The sequence below is a fragment of the Streptomyces sp. NPDC004266 genome (assembly GCF_042874095.1).
Classification (GTDB): domain Bacteria; phylum Actinomycetota; class Actinomycetes; order Streptomycetales; family Streptomycetaceae; genus Streptomyces.
In genome coordinates, this window is record NZ_JBIAMM010000001.1 from 661,640 (window position 1) to 676,749 (window position 15,110).

Genomic DNA, 15,110 nt, shown 5'->3' on the forward strand with positions numbered 1-15,110 from the left:
GCTACACCACCGCCCCGCGTCCCGGGTCGTCGAAGCCGTCGTCATCGTCGTCGTCGTGCTTCATGCGGGCCACCAGGGTGACGAAGCCCCCCAGGAAGCCGCCGACGCAGAGCGTCGTCAGCCACCAGGTCATGTCCCACTGGAGCAGGACGGCGAGCAGCATCAGGACCGGGCCGCCGACGACCGCGAGCCAGGCGAACTTGGTGGTGGTGTCCGCCTCGGGCAGCGGGGGCGGCTCCGGCGGGACGAAGTGGCCCTCGTCGGCGCCGCCCGCCGCGTCGTCCGGCTCGGCCGGCGAGTAGTCCCGGGGGCCGCCCGTCCGCACCCCGGGCGCGAACACGATCGAGCTGCCGAGCGCCGGCCGCTCGGGACCCGCCTCCGGCTTCTCCTCCTCCGGCCCGCCGTCCTCCGGCGCGGGCTCCACGGGCTTCGGCCTCGGCTTCCAGGCCGTGCCCTTCACGGGCCGGATCTCCCCGGCGGCCTCGTCCTCCCCGTCCTCCGGCTCCGGCAGCGACAGGTTCTCGACGGGCCGGAACGGCTTCGTCCCCGGAGGGTCCGCGGGCTCCTCGCCGTACCCGGCGACGATCGCGGCCCAGGCCGCCTCCTCGTCGATGGGCTGCGGCTCCCGCCCGTCGCCGTCCTGCTGCTCAGCCACCGCTCCTGCTCCCCTTCCCGTCGACCAGTTCCGGGGCCAGACGCTCGACGAAGGCCAGGCTCTCGTCGAAGATCCGCTCCGCGTCATGGTCCAACGTCGCCACGTGGTAGCTCTGTTCCAGCAGGACCTCCTTGACGTCCGTCGAGGAGATGCGGGAGAGGATCCGGGCCGAGTCCGCGGGCGGCACGACGTGGTCCTGGGGGCTGTGGAGCAGTACCACCGGCTGGGTGACCTGGGGGAGCTGCGCGTCCACCGTCCGGAAGAACCGCCGCAGGGAGTGCGCCGCGTGCAGCGGCACCCGGTCGTAGCCGATCTCGCTCACGCCCTCCTTGGCGATGTCGCTCGCGATCCCGTTCGTCGAGGGGACCAGATGCCGGACGACCGGCAGCGCGTGCGCCGCCACGCCGTGCACCTTGTTCCCCGGGTTGACCAGGACGATGCCCTTCACGGCGTCCCCGTGCTGGGCCGCCAGCCGCAGTGCCAGGGCCCCGCCCATGGAGAGGCCGAAGACGAAGACGGTCCGGCACCGCTCCAGGAGCTCGCCCAGGGCCCGGTCCACCTCCGCGTACCAGTCGTGCCAGGTGGTGAGCTGCATGTCCTGCCAGCGGGTGCCGTGGCCCGGCAGCAGCGGCACCGACACCGACAGGCCGCGCTCGGCCAGGTACTCGGCCCACGGACGCATCGACTGCGGGGAACCGGTGAATCCGTGACAGAGAAGGACGCCGACCTCTCCGCCTTCGTGGCGGTACGGCTCGGCTCCGGGAAGGACCGGCACCGGGGTCTCCTGTTCGTTGCGACTCCGGCGTCTTCGGGTGCGCCGGAGCGACGGAATATGGGGAAGGACCTTCACGGTACGCGACCGGACCGACACCGACCAGGGCCGTAGCCGGGGGCGTACGCCGGTACGGGATAAAGTCGGGGCGACGGCACACGGAAGGCATGGCGAGTTGATCTACGGCGCAATGAAGTTCTCCATCGGAGGGTCCCTGAAGCTCGCCTTCCGGCCCTGGGTGGAGGGCCTGGAGAACATCCCCGCCGAGGGGCCCGCGATCCTCGCGAGCAACCACCTGTCCTTCTCGGACTCCTTCTTCCTGCCCGCGGTCCTGGACCGCAAGGTCACCTTCATCGCCAAGGCCGAGTACTTCACCACCCCCGGTGTGAAGGGCAAGCTCACCGCCGCCTTCTTCAAGGGCGTCGGCCAGCTCCCGGTGGACCGCTCGGGCGCCCGCGGCGCGGGCGAGGCCGCCATCAAGGCCGGCATCGAGGTCATCGAGGGCGGCGGCCTCTTCGGCATCTACCCCGAGGGCACCCGCTCGCCCGACGGCCGCCTCTACCGGGGCAAGCCCGGCGGTCTGGCGCGCGTCGCCCTGGCCACCGGCGCGCCCGTGATCCCGGTCGCCATGATCGACACCGAGAAGATCCAGCCGCCCGGCAAGGTCGTCCCCAAGCTGATGCGTCCGGGCATCCGGATCGGCAAGCCGCTGGACTTCACCCGCTACCAGGGCATGGAGGGGGACCGCTTCATCCTCCGCTCGGTGACCGACGAGGTCATGTACGAGATCATGAAGCTGTCCGGCCAGGAGTACGTCGACATCTACGCGACGGCCGCCAAGCGGCAGATCGCGGAGGCGGAGAAGGCGGCCAAGGAGGCCGTCAAGGCCGAGATCGCCGCTCGGGAAGAGTCCGGCGCGTAGGTCCCCGCGGGGGACACGGGGGTGGGGGAGATGGCCAAGCGCGAGCGTGTCGTGCGCATGTCGGTCGAGCAGCCGCTGTGGCGGGCGCTGACCGGCTACCGCGTCCTGACGATGGTCTACGCCGTCCTGATCTTCGGCTTCGGCCGCGACCGGTACGAGCGGCCCTGGATCGCCGTCGTCTACCTGGCGGTGCTGTGCTGCTGGACCCTCGCCACCCTCCCCAAGGTGGCGAACGCGGCCGGCTGCACCAAACGCTTCCTCGTCGCCGACCTCACCGTCGCCCTCGTCGGCATCCTCCTCACCCCGCTCGCCGACGCCCAGGCCCAGTCGGTCGACGGCCCCACCCTGCCGTCGATATGGACCGCCGGCTCCGTCCTCGCCTACGCCATCAAGGGCGGCTGGCGCTGGGCCGGCGTAGCCTCCTCCCTGGTCGCCGTCGCCAACATCGTCGAGCGCGGCCACCCCAGCCGGGACACCTTCCACAACGTCCTCCTCGTCTGGGTCGCCTCCATCGCCATCGGCTACGTCGTCGAGGTCGCCCGCGCCTCCGAGCGCACCCTCGCCCGCGCCCTGGAGATCGAGGCCGCGACCCGGGAGCGGGAGCGGCTCGCCCGCGACATCCACGACAGCGTCCTCCAGGTCCTCGCGATGGTGCAGCGGCGCGGCACCGCGCTCGGCGGCGAGGCGGCCGAGCTCGGCCGGATGGCGGGGGAGCAGGAGATCGCCCTCCGCACCCTCGTCGCGGGCGGCCTCACCCGGCCCAGCCTGGTCTCCGAGGACGAGTCCGAGGGCGCCTTCGTCCGGGTCGTCGAGGTCGACGACGATCCCCCTTATGGCGCGGACGACGCGCCCGTCGACCTCCGCGTCCTGCTCGCCCCGCGCGCCGGGGCCCGGGTCACCCTCTCGGAGCCGGGCGCCCCGGTGCTGCTGCCGCCGGCCGCCGCCCGTGAGCTGGCCACCGCCGCCGGTGCCGCCCTGGACAACGTCCGGGTGCACGCCGGCGAGGACGCGCACGCGTGGGTCCTGATCGAGGACTGGCCGGACGAGGTGATCGTCACCGTCCGGGACGACGGCCCCGGCATCCCCGAGGGCCGCCTCGCGGAGGCCTGGGGCGAGGGCCGGATGGGCGTCGCCCTGTCCATCCGGGGGAGACTGCGGGACCTGGGCGGCTCGGCCGAGCTGATCTCGGTCCCGGGCCAGGGCACGGAAGTCGAGTTGAAGGTCCCGCGGGGGAAGGCAGGGGAGAAGTGAGCGAGCAGCTGATCAAGGTGATGGTCGTCGACGACCATCCGATGTGGCGGGACGCGGTCGCCCGCGACCTCGCCGAAGCGGGCTTCGACGTGGTCGCCACCGCCGGCGACGGCGAGCAGGCCGTGCGCCGCGCCGTCGCGGCCGGACCCGACGTCCTCGTCCTGGACCTGAACCTGCCGGTCAAGCCGGGGGTCCAGGTCTGCAAGGAGCTCGTCGGCGGCCGGCCCGAGCTGCGGGTCCTCGTCCTGTCGGCGAGCGGCGAGCACGCCGACGTCCTGGAGGCGGTCAAGTCCGGCGCCACGGGCTACCTCCTCAAGTCGGCCAGTACGGAGGAGCTGATCGACGCGGTCCGCCGGACGGCCGTCGGCGACCCCGTCTTCACGCCGGGCCTGGCCGGACTGGTCCTCGGCGAGTACCGCCGGCTGGCCTCCGAGCCCGCCCCGGCGACCGGCGCCGACGAGCCGAAGGCCCCGCAGCTGACCGAGCGCGAGACGGAGGTCCTGCGGCTCGTCGCGAAGGGGCTCAGCTACAAGCAGATCGCCGAGCGCCTGGTCATCTCGCACCGCACGGTGCAGAACCACGTCCAGAACACCCTGGGCAAGCTCCAGCTGCACAACAGGGTGGAGCTCGTCCGGTACGCCATCGAGCGCGGCCTCGACGACGCCTGAGGCGCCGGGAGGGACGAAGGGCCGTATATTCGCGATATTCGTGTACTCGTGCATATGCGGCCCGTCGTGACGAAGAGGGGAATCCCGTGGAGATCCTGGCGTTCGGTGTGCAGGCGGACGAGAAGCCCCTCCTCGCGAAGGCCTTCGCGGGACACCACGACGTCCGCTGCCTCGACGTCTTCCTCGACGAGGACACCGCCCCCATCGCCGCCGGCTACGAGGTCGTCTCCACCAGCGTCAACGCCGACCTGAACCACCGGGTCCTGCAGACCCTCGCGGCCGGCGGCACCCAGCTGATCGCCCAGCGCTCCACCGGCTTCAACAACATCGACCTGGACGTCGCCGAGCGCCTCGGCCTCACCGTCGCCCGGGTCTCGTCCTACTCGCCGTACTCCGTCGCCGAGTTCGCCTGGACCCTCGCCATGGCCGTCAACCGCCGGATCGTCCGCGCCTCCAACCGGACCCGCGACTTCGACTTCCGGCTCGACGGACTGATGGGCCGTGACCTGCGGGGCCGTACCGTCGGCGTCCTCGGCACCGGCAGGATCGGCGAGGCCTTCACCCGCATCGCCCACGGCTTCGGCATGAGGCTCCTCGGCTGGGACGTCGCCGAGAACCCCGCCTGCGTGGAACTCGGCATGAAGTACGTCGACAAGAGGCGGCTCCTCGCCGAGGCCGACCTCATCAGCCTCCACGTCCCGCTCGTGGAGGCCACCCACCACCTCGTCGACGCCGCCGCCCTCAAGGCCATGAAGGACGACGCCATCCTGGTGAACTCCAGCCGCGGCGGCCTCGTCGACACCGAGGCCCTCGTCGCCGAGCTCCGCGCCGGCCGCTTCACCGGCGTCGGCCTGGACGTGTACGAGGCGGAGGCCGGACTCTTCTTCCTCGACAAGTCCCTGGAGGCCGTCGAGGACGACACCCTGGCCCGCCTGGTCACCTTCCCGAACGTGGTGGTCACCTCCCACCAGGCCTACTACACGGTCGAGGCGGTCACCCAGATCATCGACACCACCCTCCAGAACGTCCTCGACCACACCGCCGGGCGGCGCAGCGAGAACGTCCTGGTGCCGAGGGCCTCCTAGACCAGCACGCCCGCGAGCAGGGAGGCGGTGAGCGCGGCCCCGTCCGTCGTGAGCACCGACTCCGGGTGGAACTGCACGCCCGCGAAGCCCGGCCCGCGCAGGGCGTGCACCTCGCCGGTCTCCGCGTCCCGGCTCACCTCGATGCGGTGCAGCGCCAGCTCCGTCGCCGTCCGGTCGTCGCACCGCGCCGTGAAGCTGTTGTAGAAGCCGACCGTCTGCTCCTGGCCGAAGAGGTCGATCCGCAGCTGCGCCCCCTGGAACGGGGTCCGCTTGCGGACGATGTCCAGGCCCAGCTCCGCCGCGATCAGCTCGTGCCCGAGGCAGACGCCCAGCAGCCCGTGGCGGTGGTCCCGCACCAGCTCGGCCGTCAGGCCGCGCAGGAAGCGCATCTTCGGGTCGGCGGCGTCCGACGGGTTCCCGGGCCCGGGCCCCAGGACGACCGGGCCCTCGTGGGCGAGGGCCAGCTCCCGCAGCCCCGGCTCGTCGTAGCGGAGCACCGACACCTCCAGGCCGGAGGAGCGCAGGACGTGCGCCAGCATCGCCGTGAAGGTGTCCTCGGCATCGACCACGAGCGCGTGCCCGGACAGCTCCGCGGACCGGGCCTGCATCTTCAGCCAGAACGGCGCGAGGTCCGCGCGTCGCGCGTCGAGCGCGGCCCGCACCCGGGGGTCGTCGGCGAGCCGCGGCGGCACCGGCGCCGACGGGCCGGACGGCCGCCCCTCCCGGACCCCCAGGGCCGTGAGGACGCCCGCCGCCTTGGCGTGGGTCTCGGCGACCTCGCCCTCGGGGTCCGAGTGCCGCACCAGCGTGGCCCCCACCGGCACCCGCAGCCGGCCGTCGGCGGCGATGTCGGCGGTGCGGATCAGGATGGGGGAGTCCAGCGTCTGGGCCCCGCTCGCGTCCGTGCCGAGCAGCGCGAGCGCGCCCGCGTAGTATCCCCGGCCGCCCTCCTCGTGGCGCTCGATCACCCGGCAGGCGTTCTGCACCGGCGACCCGGTCACCGTGGCCGCGAACATCGTCTCCCGCAGCACCTCCCGCACGTCGAGCGAGGACCGGCCCCGCAACTCGTACTCCGTGTGCGCGAGGTGGGCCATCTCCTTCAGGCGCGGCCCGACCACCACCCCGCCCATGTCGCCCACCGTGCACATCATCTTCAGCTCCTCGTCCACCACCATGGAGAGCTCCTCGGTCTCCTTGCGGTCGGCGAGGAAGGCGAGCAGGTCCTCGGCGGTCGGGGCCGCCCCGGCCGGGTAGCGGTACGTGCCGCTGATCGGGTTCATCACGACCGTCCCTCCCGACATCCGGACGTGCACCTCGGGGCTCGCACCGACGAGCGTCCGCTCCCCGGTGTGCACGACGAACGTCCAGTACGCGCCCCGCTCGCCCGCGAGCAGCCGCCGGAACAGGGCGAGCGCGTCGGCGCGCCCGAAGCCCGGGATCTCACCGGTGTAGGTGCGCCGGATCACGAAGTTCGCGCCCTCGCCGGAGCCGATCTCCTCGTCGACGACCCGTCGCACGGTCCGCGCGTAGGCCTCGTCGGAGACGTCGAAGCCGCCGCCCTCCACCCGTACGTCATGGGAGGGCAGCGCGGCCAGGGCCTCGGCGAGCGGCAGCTCGTGCGCCTCGTCGGCGACGAGCACGGAGAGCGGGGTGCCGTCGTCCCGCACGTCGAAGCCGCGCTCCCGGATCTGCCGGAACGGCACGAGGGCGAGCGTCGGCATCGGGCCCACCGGCAGCTCCGCGAGGCGCTCGGCCTCGTGGACCCGGCCGATCAGCACCTCGACGGTGTCGTGGTCACGGCCGGGGGTGCGGCGGCGCAGCAGGGCGAAGGGAGGGCAGGAGTCGTCGAGGAGACGGGAGAGGTCCATGAGGGGCGTGTTCCTTCCGGGAGCTTCGGATCGGAGAGGAACGGCCTCGCGGGTACGAGAAAGGCCGCCCCTCGGGCGGCCTTCGCGTGGTCGTGGATACGCGCAGTCAGTGGGCCGCCGGATGAGCGGTCCACCACCAGTTCTGGTTCGAGTGCGCGAACATGCGAGCACTGTAACGCAACCGGGCACGGGAACGGGGCCCGGTCCGCACCGTGGAGGTGCGGGCCGGGCCCCGGACGATCGAGTGATCCGTGGGATCAGAAGATCAGGTTGTAGATCTGCCAGCCGCCGCCGACGCGCACGCGCGGCGCGAAGAGGGTGCTGGTGCCGGTGCCCGGGAAGGTCCACAGCACGCCCGTGCTGTCACGGCCGGTGAAGTCGACCTTGCCGTCGCGGGTCAGGTCGCTCGGACCGACCAGGCTGTTGTAGGTCTGCCAGCCCGCGCTGATCTTCACCCGGGGGGAGAAGAGCGTGCTCGTGCCGGTGCCCTTGAAGATCCACATGTTGCCGGAGGTGTCGCGCGCCATGACGTCGGGCTTGCCGTCACCGGTCAGGTCGCCGGTGCCGACCAGCTGGTTGTAGATCGTCCAGCCGGCGCTGACCTTCACCCGCGGGGCGAACGGCGTCGCCGGGGTGCCGGTGCCCTTGAACAGCCACAGGTTGCCCGAGGGCTCGCGCGCCAGCAGGTCGGCCTTGCCGTCGCCGGTGATGTCGCGGACGCCCACCATGCGGTCGTAGATCTGCCAGCCCGCGCTGACCTTGATCCTCGACTTGAACGGCATCGACGGGTTCCCGCTGCCCGGGAAGTACCACATGACGCCGGTGGTGTCCCGGGCCATGACGTCGCCGGTGCCGTCCGCCCGCAGGGCGGTCATCGGGGTCACGGTGTTGTACGTGTTCCACCCGGCGCTGATCCGGTACCGGGTCAGGTAGGGGGCGGAGACGCTGCCGGTGCCCTGGTACTGCCACAGGACACCGGAGGTGTCACGGGCGAGCAGGTTGTAGCGGTTGGTCGCGGAGACGGGCGCCTTGCCGGCGACCTCCTTGACGTCGCTCGCCTTCACGAACGCCAGGCGGTGGTTGTAGCGGATCGGGATGAACAGGTTGGTCGTGCCGACGACGCGGGTGCCGTCGGTGTTGTAGGCGCTGTAGTAGTAGTCGCCCGGGACGGCGTCGCCGGCCTTCGCGTAGAACTGCCCGGCCGGGAGGCTGTACTTGGTCAGCGAGGCGTTGTTGTTGGCCTGGACCGGGACGCCGGTGCCCGTGTAGGCGGCGTCCTCGGGGTAGGCGCGGCCGTAGACCGGGATCGAGGTGGCGCCGTCCTTGGCGGTGATGGCCGTCTTCCCGCTCACGGGGGCCGTGTACTGCCCGCCGGGGTTGCGGAACCAGGCCTTCTTGCCGCCGTACCAGATGGCGGTCCAGTCGGTGCGCGACTCGGCGACGACGTGGGTGCTGCCGGCCGTGACCTTGTTCGCCCAGTTGGAGCCGGACTGCCAGTCCGAGGAGAAGTACGGGTCGGTCAGCGCCTTGGTCTGGTCGGCCACGGGCTCCGAGTAGAGGTAGCCGAAGTTGACCGGCAGCGCCGGGGTGGTCTTGGCGACGCCCCCTTCCGTGTACTTCATCGACTGCTGGTTGGCCGAGGTGAACGGCGGGACGATCCGCACCAGCTGCCCGGCCTGGAGCGGGGCGCCCGCGCCACCGGCACCGGTGGGGGCGCCCACCAGGCTCATGAAGTGGTTCCAGTCCCAGAACGGGCCCGGGTCCCAGTGGTCCTGCCGCGGGCTGTCCAGGATGCTCGGCACGTCGTCGTGGCCGATGACGTGCTCGCGGTCCAGCGGGATGGAGAACTTCGCGGCCAGGTACTTCACGAGGGCCGCGGAGGACTCGTACTCCGGCTCGGTGTACCAGCCGGCGTCGCCCTTGATGGCGTAGCCCTCGTGCTCGATGCCGATCGAGTGCATGTTGAGGGTCTTGTTGCCGGCGTGGTACGCCTCGTTCTTGGTCTCCACCATCTGCGTCACGCGGCCGTCGGCGCGCACGATGTAGTGGGCGCTGGCGTAGCTCAGGGGGTTCTGGAAGACGGAGACCGCCCCGTCGTGGGTGCCCTCGATGTCGTGGATGACGATCTGGCGGACGTCGAAGCCGTTCGCGGGACGGCTCGCGATGTTGTAGTTGCCGTCGTTCTGCGAGTAGGCGGCCGGGATGAAGGTGCAGGCGAGGCCGGAGGGGCACTCGGCCGTCGGGGTGTCGGTCGTGGCCGTGAAGCTCGCCGCCAGCGGCACGTTCGACGGCTTGACCGGCTCCACCGACGGGTCCGCCGGAAGGACGACCTGCTCGCCCTCGGCGGTGATCTCGCGCTCGCCCGTCCTGATGGACTCGAAGACGCGCTGCGCGAAGAGGTCGGCGCCCTTGCGGTCCTCGGACTGGCTGTAGCGGGCCACGGCCGGGTACCAGTCGCCCGGGTCGTCGGACAGCTCGGCGCCGGCCTGCTTCTGGTACTCGGCGAGGAGCGCGGCACCGGCGCGGATCGAGGCGGCGCTGTCGTTCTGCACGGACTCGGTCGAGCCGTCGATCAGCTCGGCGGCCTTGTCGAGCGTGTGCAGCGTCGGGTCGGAGGTGTCGACCTTCTTCTTCGCCGCGGGGAGGCCGGCCAGCGCCTTCTTCCCGTCGAACCGCTTCTCGACGCGCGGGTCGCCGCTGCGGTTCATCAGGTCGAGCAGGTGCTCGTCCGTGTCCTGCTCCACGTCCTCGGGGTCGACCTTCGTCAGACCCATGACGTTGTACGCGCCCGTGGTGCTCGGCTGCCCCTCGTGCGACTCCCACCGCGTCTGGCGGTACGACACCGCCATCAGCACGCTCTGCGGGACATCGAATTCGCGGGCCGCGTTTGCGAACTGCGCCTGGAGGGAAGGGTCACCCCCGGGCTTGTCGCCCGTCGCGCCGAGGAGGCCCGGCGAGGCGACCGCGATGGTGCCGATCGTGGCGGTGGCGACGACAGCAGCCGCCGCTCCGTACAAGAGCCGTTTCTTCTTGCGATCCCTGCGGTGCCTCTGGGTCACGCCCACCCCTGTGAACTCGACTTTGCTTTTGTCAAACGGGCCGCAGGGTAACACCACTCGGTGGCGTGAAGATCTTCGGGGGACATTTCGGACAGGGGTTCGAGACGCGCGTCTCAGCCACTGGGCAGAGGGACAGGACCGGACGAAGAACCCCTTACTGTGGTGCTTGTGACCGTGAACGCTGATTCCCACGCCGTCGCCAAGGCGACCTGGCGAGACCTGCCCGCGGCGCAGCAGCCCGAGTACCCCGATGCCGAGGCTCTGCGCGATGTGATCGCGGACCTCGAGTCGTATCCTCCGCTCGTCTTCGCCGGCGAGTGCGACCAGCTGCGCGCCCGGATGGGAGCCGTCGCCCGTGGCGAGGCGTTCCTGCTCCAGGGCGGCGACTGCGCCGAGGCATTCGACGCCGTGTCCGCCGACCACATCAGGGCCAAGCTCAAGACGCTGCTCCAGATGAGCGCCGTCCTCACCTACGCGGCCTCCGTGCCCGTGGTGAAGGTCGGCCGCATCGCCGGCCAGTACTCGAAGCCCCGCTCCAAGGGGACCGAGACCCGCGACGGCGTGACGCTCCCGACCTACCGGGGCGACTCCGTCAACGGCTTCGACTTCAACGAGAAGGCCCGCGTCCCGGACCCCGAGCGCCTGAAGCGGATGTACAACGCCTCCGCCTCCACGCTCAACCTGGTCCGTGCCTTCACCACCGGTGGCTACGCCGACCTGCGCCAGGTCCACGCCTGGAACCAGGACTTCGTGAAGTCGTCCCCGTCGGGCCAGCGCTACGAGGCGCTCGCCCGCGAGATCGACAACGCCCTGAACTTCATGAAGGCCTGTGGCACCGACCCGGCCGAGTTCAAGGCCGTCGAGTTCTACGCCTCCCACGAGGCGCTGCTGCTCGACTACGAGGGCGCCCTGACCCGTACGGACTCGCGCACCGGCAAGCTGTACGACACCTCCGGCCACATGGTCTGGATCGGTGAGCGCACCCGCCAGCTGGACCACGCGCACATCGAGTTCTGCTCGCAGATCGCCAACCCGATCGGCATCAAGCTCGGCCCGACCACCACGGTGGACGAGGCGCTCACGTACATCGACCGTCTCGACCCGGACCGCGAGCCGGGCCGTCTGACCTTCATCGTCCGCATGGGCGCCGACAAGGTCCGCGACAAGCTCCCCGAGCTGGTCGAGAAGGTCACCGCCTCCGGTGCGGTCGTCGCCTGGGTCACCGACCCGATGCACGGCAACACCTTCGAGGCCGCCTCCGGTCACAAGACCCGCCGCTTCGACGACGTGCTCGACGAGGTCAAGGGCTTCTTCGAGGTCCACAAGGCGCTGGGCACCCACCCGGGCGGCATCCACGTCGAGCTCACCGGTGACGACGTCACCGAGTGCGTGGGCGGCGGCGACGAGATCTTCGTCGACGACCTGCACCAGCGCTACGAGACGGCCTGCGACCCGCGGCTCAACCGCAGCCAGTCGCTCGACCTGGCCTTCCTGGTGGCGGAGATGTACCGCGATCAGTGAGTGGGTTCCTACGGGGACGGGGCACGGATCGCTGTGATCCGTGCCCCATCGTCGTCTCCGGGGCTTTCGGGGCTCCGGGCCGCCAGGTAAGGTTAGGTTAGCCTTAACGATCTCGGCGGGAGGTGAACCGCGTGTACGTCTGCTCATGCTTCGGTGTCACGGAGAAGCAGGTCAAGGAGCATGCGGACGCGGGCGCGTGCACGCCCCGCCAGATAGCCTCGGCCTCCAAGGCCGGCACGGACTGCGGTTCCTGCGTCCGTCGGATCCAGGCCATCCTCGGGCGCGGCAGCTGCCCGCGACGCGAGCTCCTGGACCAGGGCGTGCCCGCCCTGACGGCGGAGACGGTCGCGGAGCTCCGGGAAGCCGCCTAGGACCTCCGGGCGGTTCCTAGCTGGGCTGCTCGATCAGCGTCGAGAGGTACAGCGCCTCACCCAGGGACTCGATCAGCTCCAGCTGCGTGTCCAGGTAGTCGATGTGGTGCTCCTCGTCGGCCAGGATCTCCTCGAAGAGGTTGGCGGACGTGACGTCCCCCTTGGCGCGCATGACCTCGATCCCGCGCCTGAGGCGGTCGATCGCCTCCACCTCGACCTGGCGGTCCGCCTGGAACATCTCGGTGATGGTCTGCCCCACCCGCACGTGGAAGAGTCGCTGGTAATTGGGCAGGCCGTCGAGCATCAGGATGCGCTCGGTCAGCTTGTCCGCGTGCTTCATCTCGTCGATGGACTCTTCGCGGGTGTACTTGGCGAGCTTCGTCCACCCCTTGTTGTCCTGGATGCGGTAGTGCAACCAGTACTGGTTGATGGCCGTCAGCTCGCCGGTCAGCTGCTCGTTGAGGAACTCGAGGACCTCGGGGTCGCCCTGCATCGCTCCAGGCTCCTTCCACGTTACGTGTCCACGCCGTCACCGGGCGGGATGGCCGCATCCTCGCACCCCGAATGGGGGGCGTCCAGTAAGTGCAGGCTTAGTCGTCCTTGCCCGAATCGTGCCGCCCGGACGGTCGCTTGGTCATGACCACCCCTCGCCGTCTGTCACCATGGAGGACATGGGTCAGCCGGAGAGCGGAGTACACCGGGAAGCGGGTCAGCCGGATCGTTCGCCGGACTCTCCGCCGGATCTGCCTCCGGGGCAGCGGCTGCAGCGCGGCTGGCCGGTCACCCATTACGGGCCCGTCCCCAAGTTCAAGCCGGACCGCTGGGAGTTCCGCGTCTTCGGGGCGACCGCCGACGGCGACAAGCGGTGCTGGAACCACGAGGAGTTCTCGGCCCTCCCGTTCTCCACGGTCGTGGCCGATCTGCACTGCGTCACGAAGTTCAGCATGCTCGGGGCCGAATGGGGTGGTGTCCCCGCCCGCACGATCCTGGAGCTCGCCCCGCCCGCACCCCATGTGACGCATGTGATGGTCTGGGCCGAGTACGGATACAGCGCCAACATGCGGCTCGCCGACTTCGCCGCCGACGGCACGATCTTCGCCACCCACAAGGACGGGGAGCTGCTCACCGCCGAGCACGGCTTCCCGCTGCGGCTCGTCGTCCCGCACCTGTACGCCTGGAAGGGGCCCAAGTGGGTCCGGGGCGTGGAGTACATGGCGGCCGACCGCCGGGGCTTCTGGGAGGAGCGCGGCTACCACAACCTCGGTGATCCGTGGACGGAGCAGCGCTACTCGTACCAGGAGGAACCGGGGGACGGCCCGGAGCTGTAGGAGCTCCGGGCCGCCTGCCGGGGGCGTCCGCTCAGTGGTGGTACCGGTGGACCACCGCGTGGCCCTTGCCGCGGCCGATCATCCACTTGTTGACCGGAGTGGTCAGCAGGAAGGCGATGCCGAGCGAGATCGCGAGCACGATCCAGAAGAGCGGCTCGTCGAGGTGCGCGTCCATGGCGCCGGGCCAGAGGGCGATGACGCCGTTGTCGATGATCTCCATGACGGCGATGGAGAGGGTGTCGGCGGCGAGGGCGACCTTGAAGGCCGTCCTGAAGTCGACGCCGGCGGCCAGGATGCCGCGCAGGGTGAGGGCGTAGCCGAAGAAGAAGGCCAGGACGATCGCGAGGACCATCGTCGGCACGTTGCCCCAGCCGAAGGCGGTACCGATGATCATGCCGAGGATCTCGCCGATGGCGCAGCCGGTGAGGCAGTGCAGGGTGGCCTGGGCGGCCATGGCCCAGGAGACGCCGCCGCCGGGGGTGTGATGGTCGGCGTGGCCCTCATGGCCGGTGTGGCTCTGGTGGTCGGTGTGGCTGGTGTGACCCGCGTGACCGGTGTGGTCTGCGTGGCCGGAGTGCCCGGCGTGACCTGCGTGGCCTTCGGGGCCCTGGTGACCCTGGTGGCCTTCATGACCGTGGTGTGTGTGCGCTTCGTGTTCCATGAGAGGTGCCCCCAGCCTCGTGTACGGTTCCTGCCATCGCTAGGAACCGTATACCCCCCTAGGGTATTCCTCAAGGGGAGATGATCAACCTCGGCGCTCGCGGAGCTTCTTCAGGAGCTCGATGTCGGCGACGTGCCCCTCCTTGCCGCCCGGGGTCTCGATGATCAACGGCACGTTCTCGGTGGCCGGGTGCCGCAGGAGTCTCCCGAAGGCCTCCTCGCCGATGTGACCCGCGCCGATGTTCGCGTGCCGGTCCTTGTGCGCGCCCACGACGTCCTTCGAGTCGTTGGCGTGGATCAGCTTCAGCCGCCCCTCGCCGACCGTGTCCACCAGCAGGTCCAGCGTCTGCGCCGCCCCGTGCGGGCCCGCCAGGTCGTGGCCGGCCGCGAAGATGTGACAGGTGTCGAGGCAGACGCCCAGCTTCGGGTGGTGGTCGAGCGCGTCGAAGTACGGGCCGAAGTCCCAGGTCCGCGAGCAGAGCGAGAAGCCCTGGCCCGCCGTCGACTCCAGGAGCAGGTACGGATCGTCCTCGTGCGTCAGCTCGTCGAGGAGCGGCAGCATCCGCTCCCGCACCTGGGCGAGAGCCACCTCGCGCGGCCGGCCGCCGGTCGCCGAGCCGGTGTGCACCACCACGCCCTTGGCGCCGATCTCCCGGCCCCGGCGCAGCGAGTGCCGCAGCGACTCCACCGACTTCTCCACGGTGGCCTCGGTGTGGGAGCCGAAGTTGATCAGGTACGGGGCGTGCACCCACGCCGAGATCGACTCGGCCTCGCACTCGGCCCGGAAGCGTTCGTCCTGGGCCGGGTTTCCGACCGGGGTCGCCCAGCCGCGCGGATTGGCGACGAAGACCTGCACGGTCTCGGCGCCGAGCTCACGGGCGTAGCCGAGGCCGGTCGTGGCGAGGCCACCGGCCACGGGGACGTGGCCGCCGACGGGGTTGCGCATGGGT

At 70.8% G+C, this 15,110-nt stretch carries 15 protein-coding genes; 7 read left to right on the forward strand and 8 right to left on the reverse strand.

The features are described from left to right. Window position 1: 1 nt before the first annotated feature. Together ACFYUZ_RS02955 and ACFYUZ_RS02960 are read right to left on the reverse strand one after the other, a co-directional pair. Window positions 2-655 carry a hypothetical protein gene (locus ACFYUZ_RS02955; RefSeq protein WP_389305732.1) on the reverse strand — a complete coding sequence of 218 codons (654 nt, stop codon included), beginning with the start codon at window positions 653-655 and terminating at the stop codon, window positions 2-4. After that, window positions 648-1,430 (reverse strand): alpha/beta hydrolase, encoded by a 783-nt coding sequence (locus ACFYUZ_RS02960; RefSeq protein WP_389305734.1) that lies wholly within the window; start codon window positions 1,428-1,430, stop codon window positions 648-650. Before ACFYUZ_RS02960 ends, ACFYUZ_RS02955 begins: the two co-directional genes overlap by 8 nt. Window positions 1,431-1,602: 172 nt before the next feature. On the opposite strand from ACFYUZ_RS02960, the gene ACFYUZ_RS02965 reads away from it, so the two are divergent. From ACFYUZ_RS02965 to ACFYUZ_RS02980, 4 genes are all read left to right on the forward strand, one after another. Beyond that, a complete protein-coding gene (locus ACFYUZ_RS02965; RefSeq protein ID WP_174518248.1) occupies window positions 1,603-2,349 on the forward strand; it encodes a 1-acyl-sn-glycerol-3-phosphate acyltransferase in 747 nt (248 codons plus the stop codon). Window positions 2,350-2,379: 30 nt separating this feature from the next. After that, entirely contained in the window at window positions 2,380-3,600 is a 1,221-nt protein-coding gene (gene macS / locus ACFYUZ_RS02970) for a MacS family sensor histidine kinase (protein WP_389305736.1), read from the forward strand. Between the two features lie 20 nt (window positions 3,601-3,620). Further along, on the forward strand, window positions 3,621-4,268 hold the full coding sequence (locus tag ACFYUZ_RS02975; protein ID WP_389306258.1) for a response regulator: 648 nt from the start codon (window positions 3,621-3,623) through the stop codon (window positions 4,266-4,268). An 86-nt stretch (window positions 4,269-4,354) separates the two neighbouring features. Then, complete coding sequence (locus ACFYUZ_RS02980; protein WP_389305738.1) at window positions 4,355-5,353, forward strand: 2-hydroxyacid dehydrogenase; 999 nt, start codon at window positions 4,355-4,357, stop codon at window positions 5,351-5,353. On the opposite strand, the gene ACFYUZ_RS02985 is transcribed toward ACFYUZ_RS02980, so the two are convergent. From ACFYUZ_RS02985 to ACFYUZ_RS02995, 3 genes are all read right to left on the reverse strand, one after another. Then, window positions 5,350-7,221, reverse strand: a complete 1,872-nt coding sequence (locus ACFYUZ_RS02985) for an anthranilate synthase family protein (RefSeq protein WP_389305739.1) — start codon at window positions 7,219-7,221, stop codon at window positions 5,350-5,352. The genes ACFYUZ_RS02980 and ACFYUZ_RS02985 overlap by 4 nt on opposite strands. Window positions 7,222-7,327: 106 nt before the next feature. Next, on the reverse strand, window positions 7,328-7,384 hold the full coding sequence (locus ACFYUZ_RS02990) for a trp operon leader peptide (protein ID WP_101392327.1): 57 nt from the start codon (window positions 7,382-7,384) through the stop codon (window positions 7,328-7,330). Between the two features lie 94 nt (window positions 7,385-7,478). Beyond that, the gene (locus ACFYUZ_RS02995; RefSeq protein WP_389305740.1) at window positions 7,479-10,280 is read right to left on the reverse strand and encodes an N-acetylmuramoyl-L-alanine amidase; all 2,802 of its coding nucleotides are present in this window, start codon (window positions 10,278-10,280) and stop codon (window positions 7,479-7,481) included. A 168-nt stretch (window positions 10,281-10,448) separates the two neighbouring features. Between ACFYUZ_RS02995 and ACFYUZ_RS03000 the strand changes: the two genes are divergently transcribed. Beyond that, window positions 10,449-11,801, forward strand: a complete 1,353-nt coding sequence (locus ACFYUZ_RS03000) for a class II 3-deoxy-7-phosphoheptulonate synthase (RefSeq protein ID WP_389305742.1) — start codon at window positions 10,449-10,451, stop codon at window positions 11,799-11,801. A gap of 122 nt (window positions 11,802-11,923) precedes the next feature. Then, window positions 11,924-12,172: a bacterioferritin-associated ferredoxin gene (locus ACFYUZ_RS03005; RefSeq protein ID WP_389305743.1), complete on the forward strand. Its 249-nt coding sequence runs from the start codon at window positions 11,924-11,926 to the stop codon at window positions 12,170-12,172. Between the two features lie 16 nt (window positions 12,173-12,188). Here the strand turns inward: ACFYUZ_RS03005 and bfr are convergent, their stop codons facing one another. Then, window positions 12,189-12,665 carry a bacterioferritin gene (gene bfr / locus ACFYUZ_RS03010; RefSeq protein WP_041128810.1) on the reverse strand — a complete coding sequence of 159 codons (477 nt, stop codon included), beginning with the start codon at window positions 12,663-12,665 and terminating at the stop codon, window positions 12,189-12,191. A gap of 178 nt (window positions 12,666-12,843) precedes the next feature. On the opposite strand from bfr, the gene ACFYUZ_RS03015 reads away from it, so the two are divergent. Beyond that, window positions 12,844-13,500: a sulfite oxidase-like oxidoreductase gene (locus ACFYUZ_RS03015; RefSeq protein ID WP_389305745.1), complete on the forward strand. Its 657-nt coding sequence runs from the start codon at window positions 12,844-12,846 to the stop codon at window positions 13,498-13,500. A 31-nt stretch (window positions 13,501-13,531) separates the two neighbouring features. Here ACFYUZ_RS03015 and ACFYUZ_RS03020 read toward each other — a convergent pair whose 3' ends face one another. Then, window positions 13,532-14,161 (reverse strand): DUF4396 domain-containing protein, encoded by a 630-nt coding sequence (locus tag ACFYUZ_RS03020; protein ID WP_389305746.1) that lies wholly within the window; start codon window positions 14,159-14,161, stop codon window positions 13,532-13,534. Window positions 14,162-14,245: 84 nt separating this feature from the next. Next, window positions 14,246-15,106, reverse strand: a complete 861-nt coding sequence (locus ACFYUZ_RS03025; protein ID WP_389305748.1) for a deoxyribonuclease IV — start codon at window positions 15,104-15,106, stop codon at window positions 14,246-14,248. Window positions 15,107-15,110: the final 4 nt, after the last annotated feature.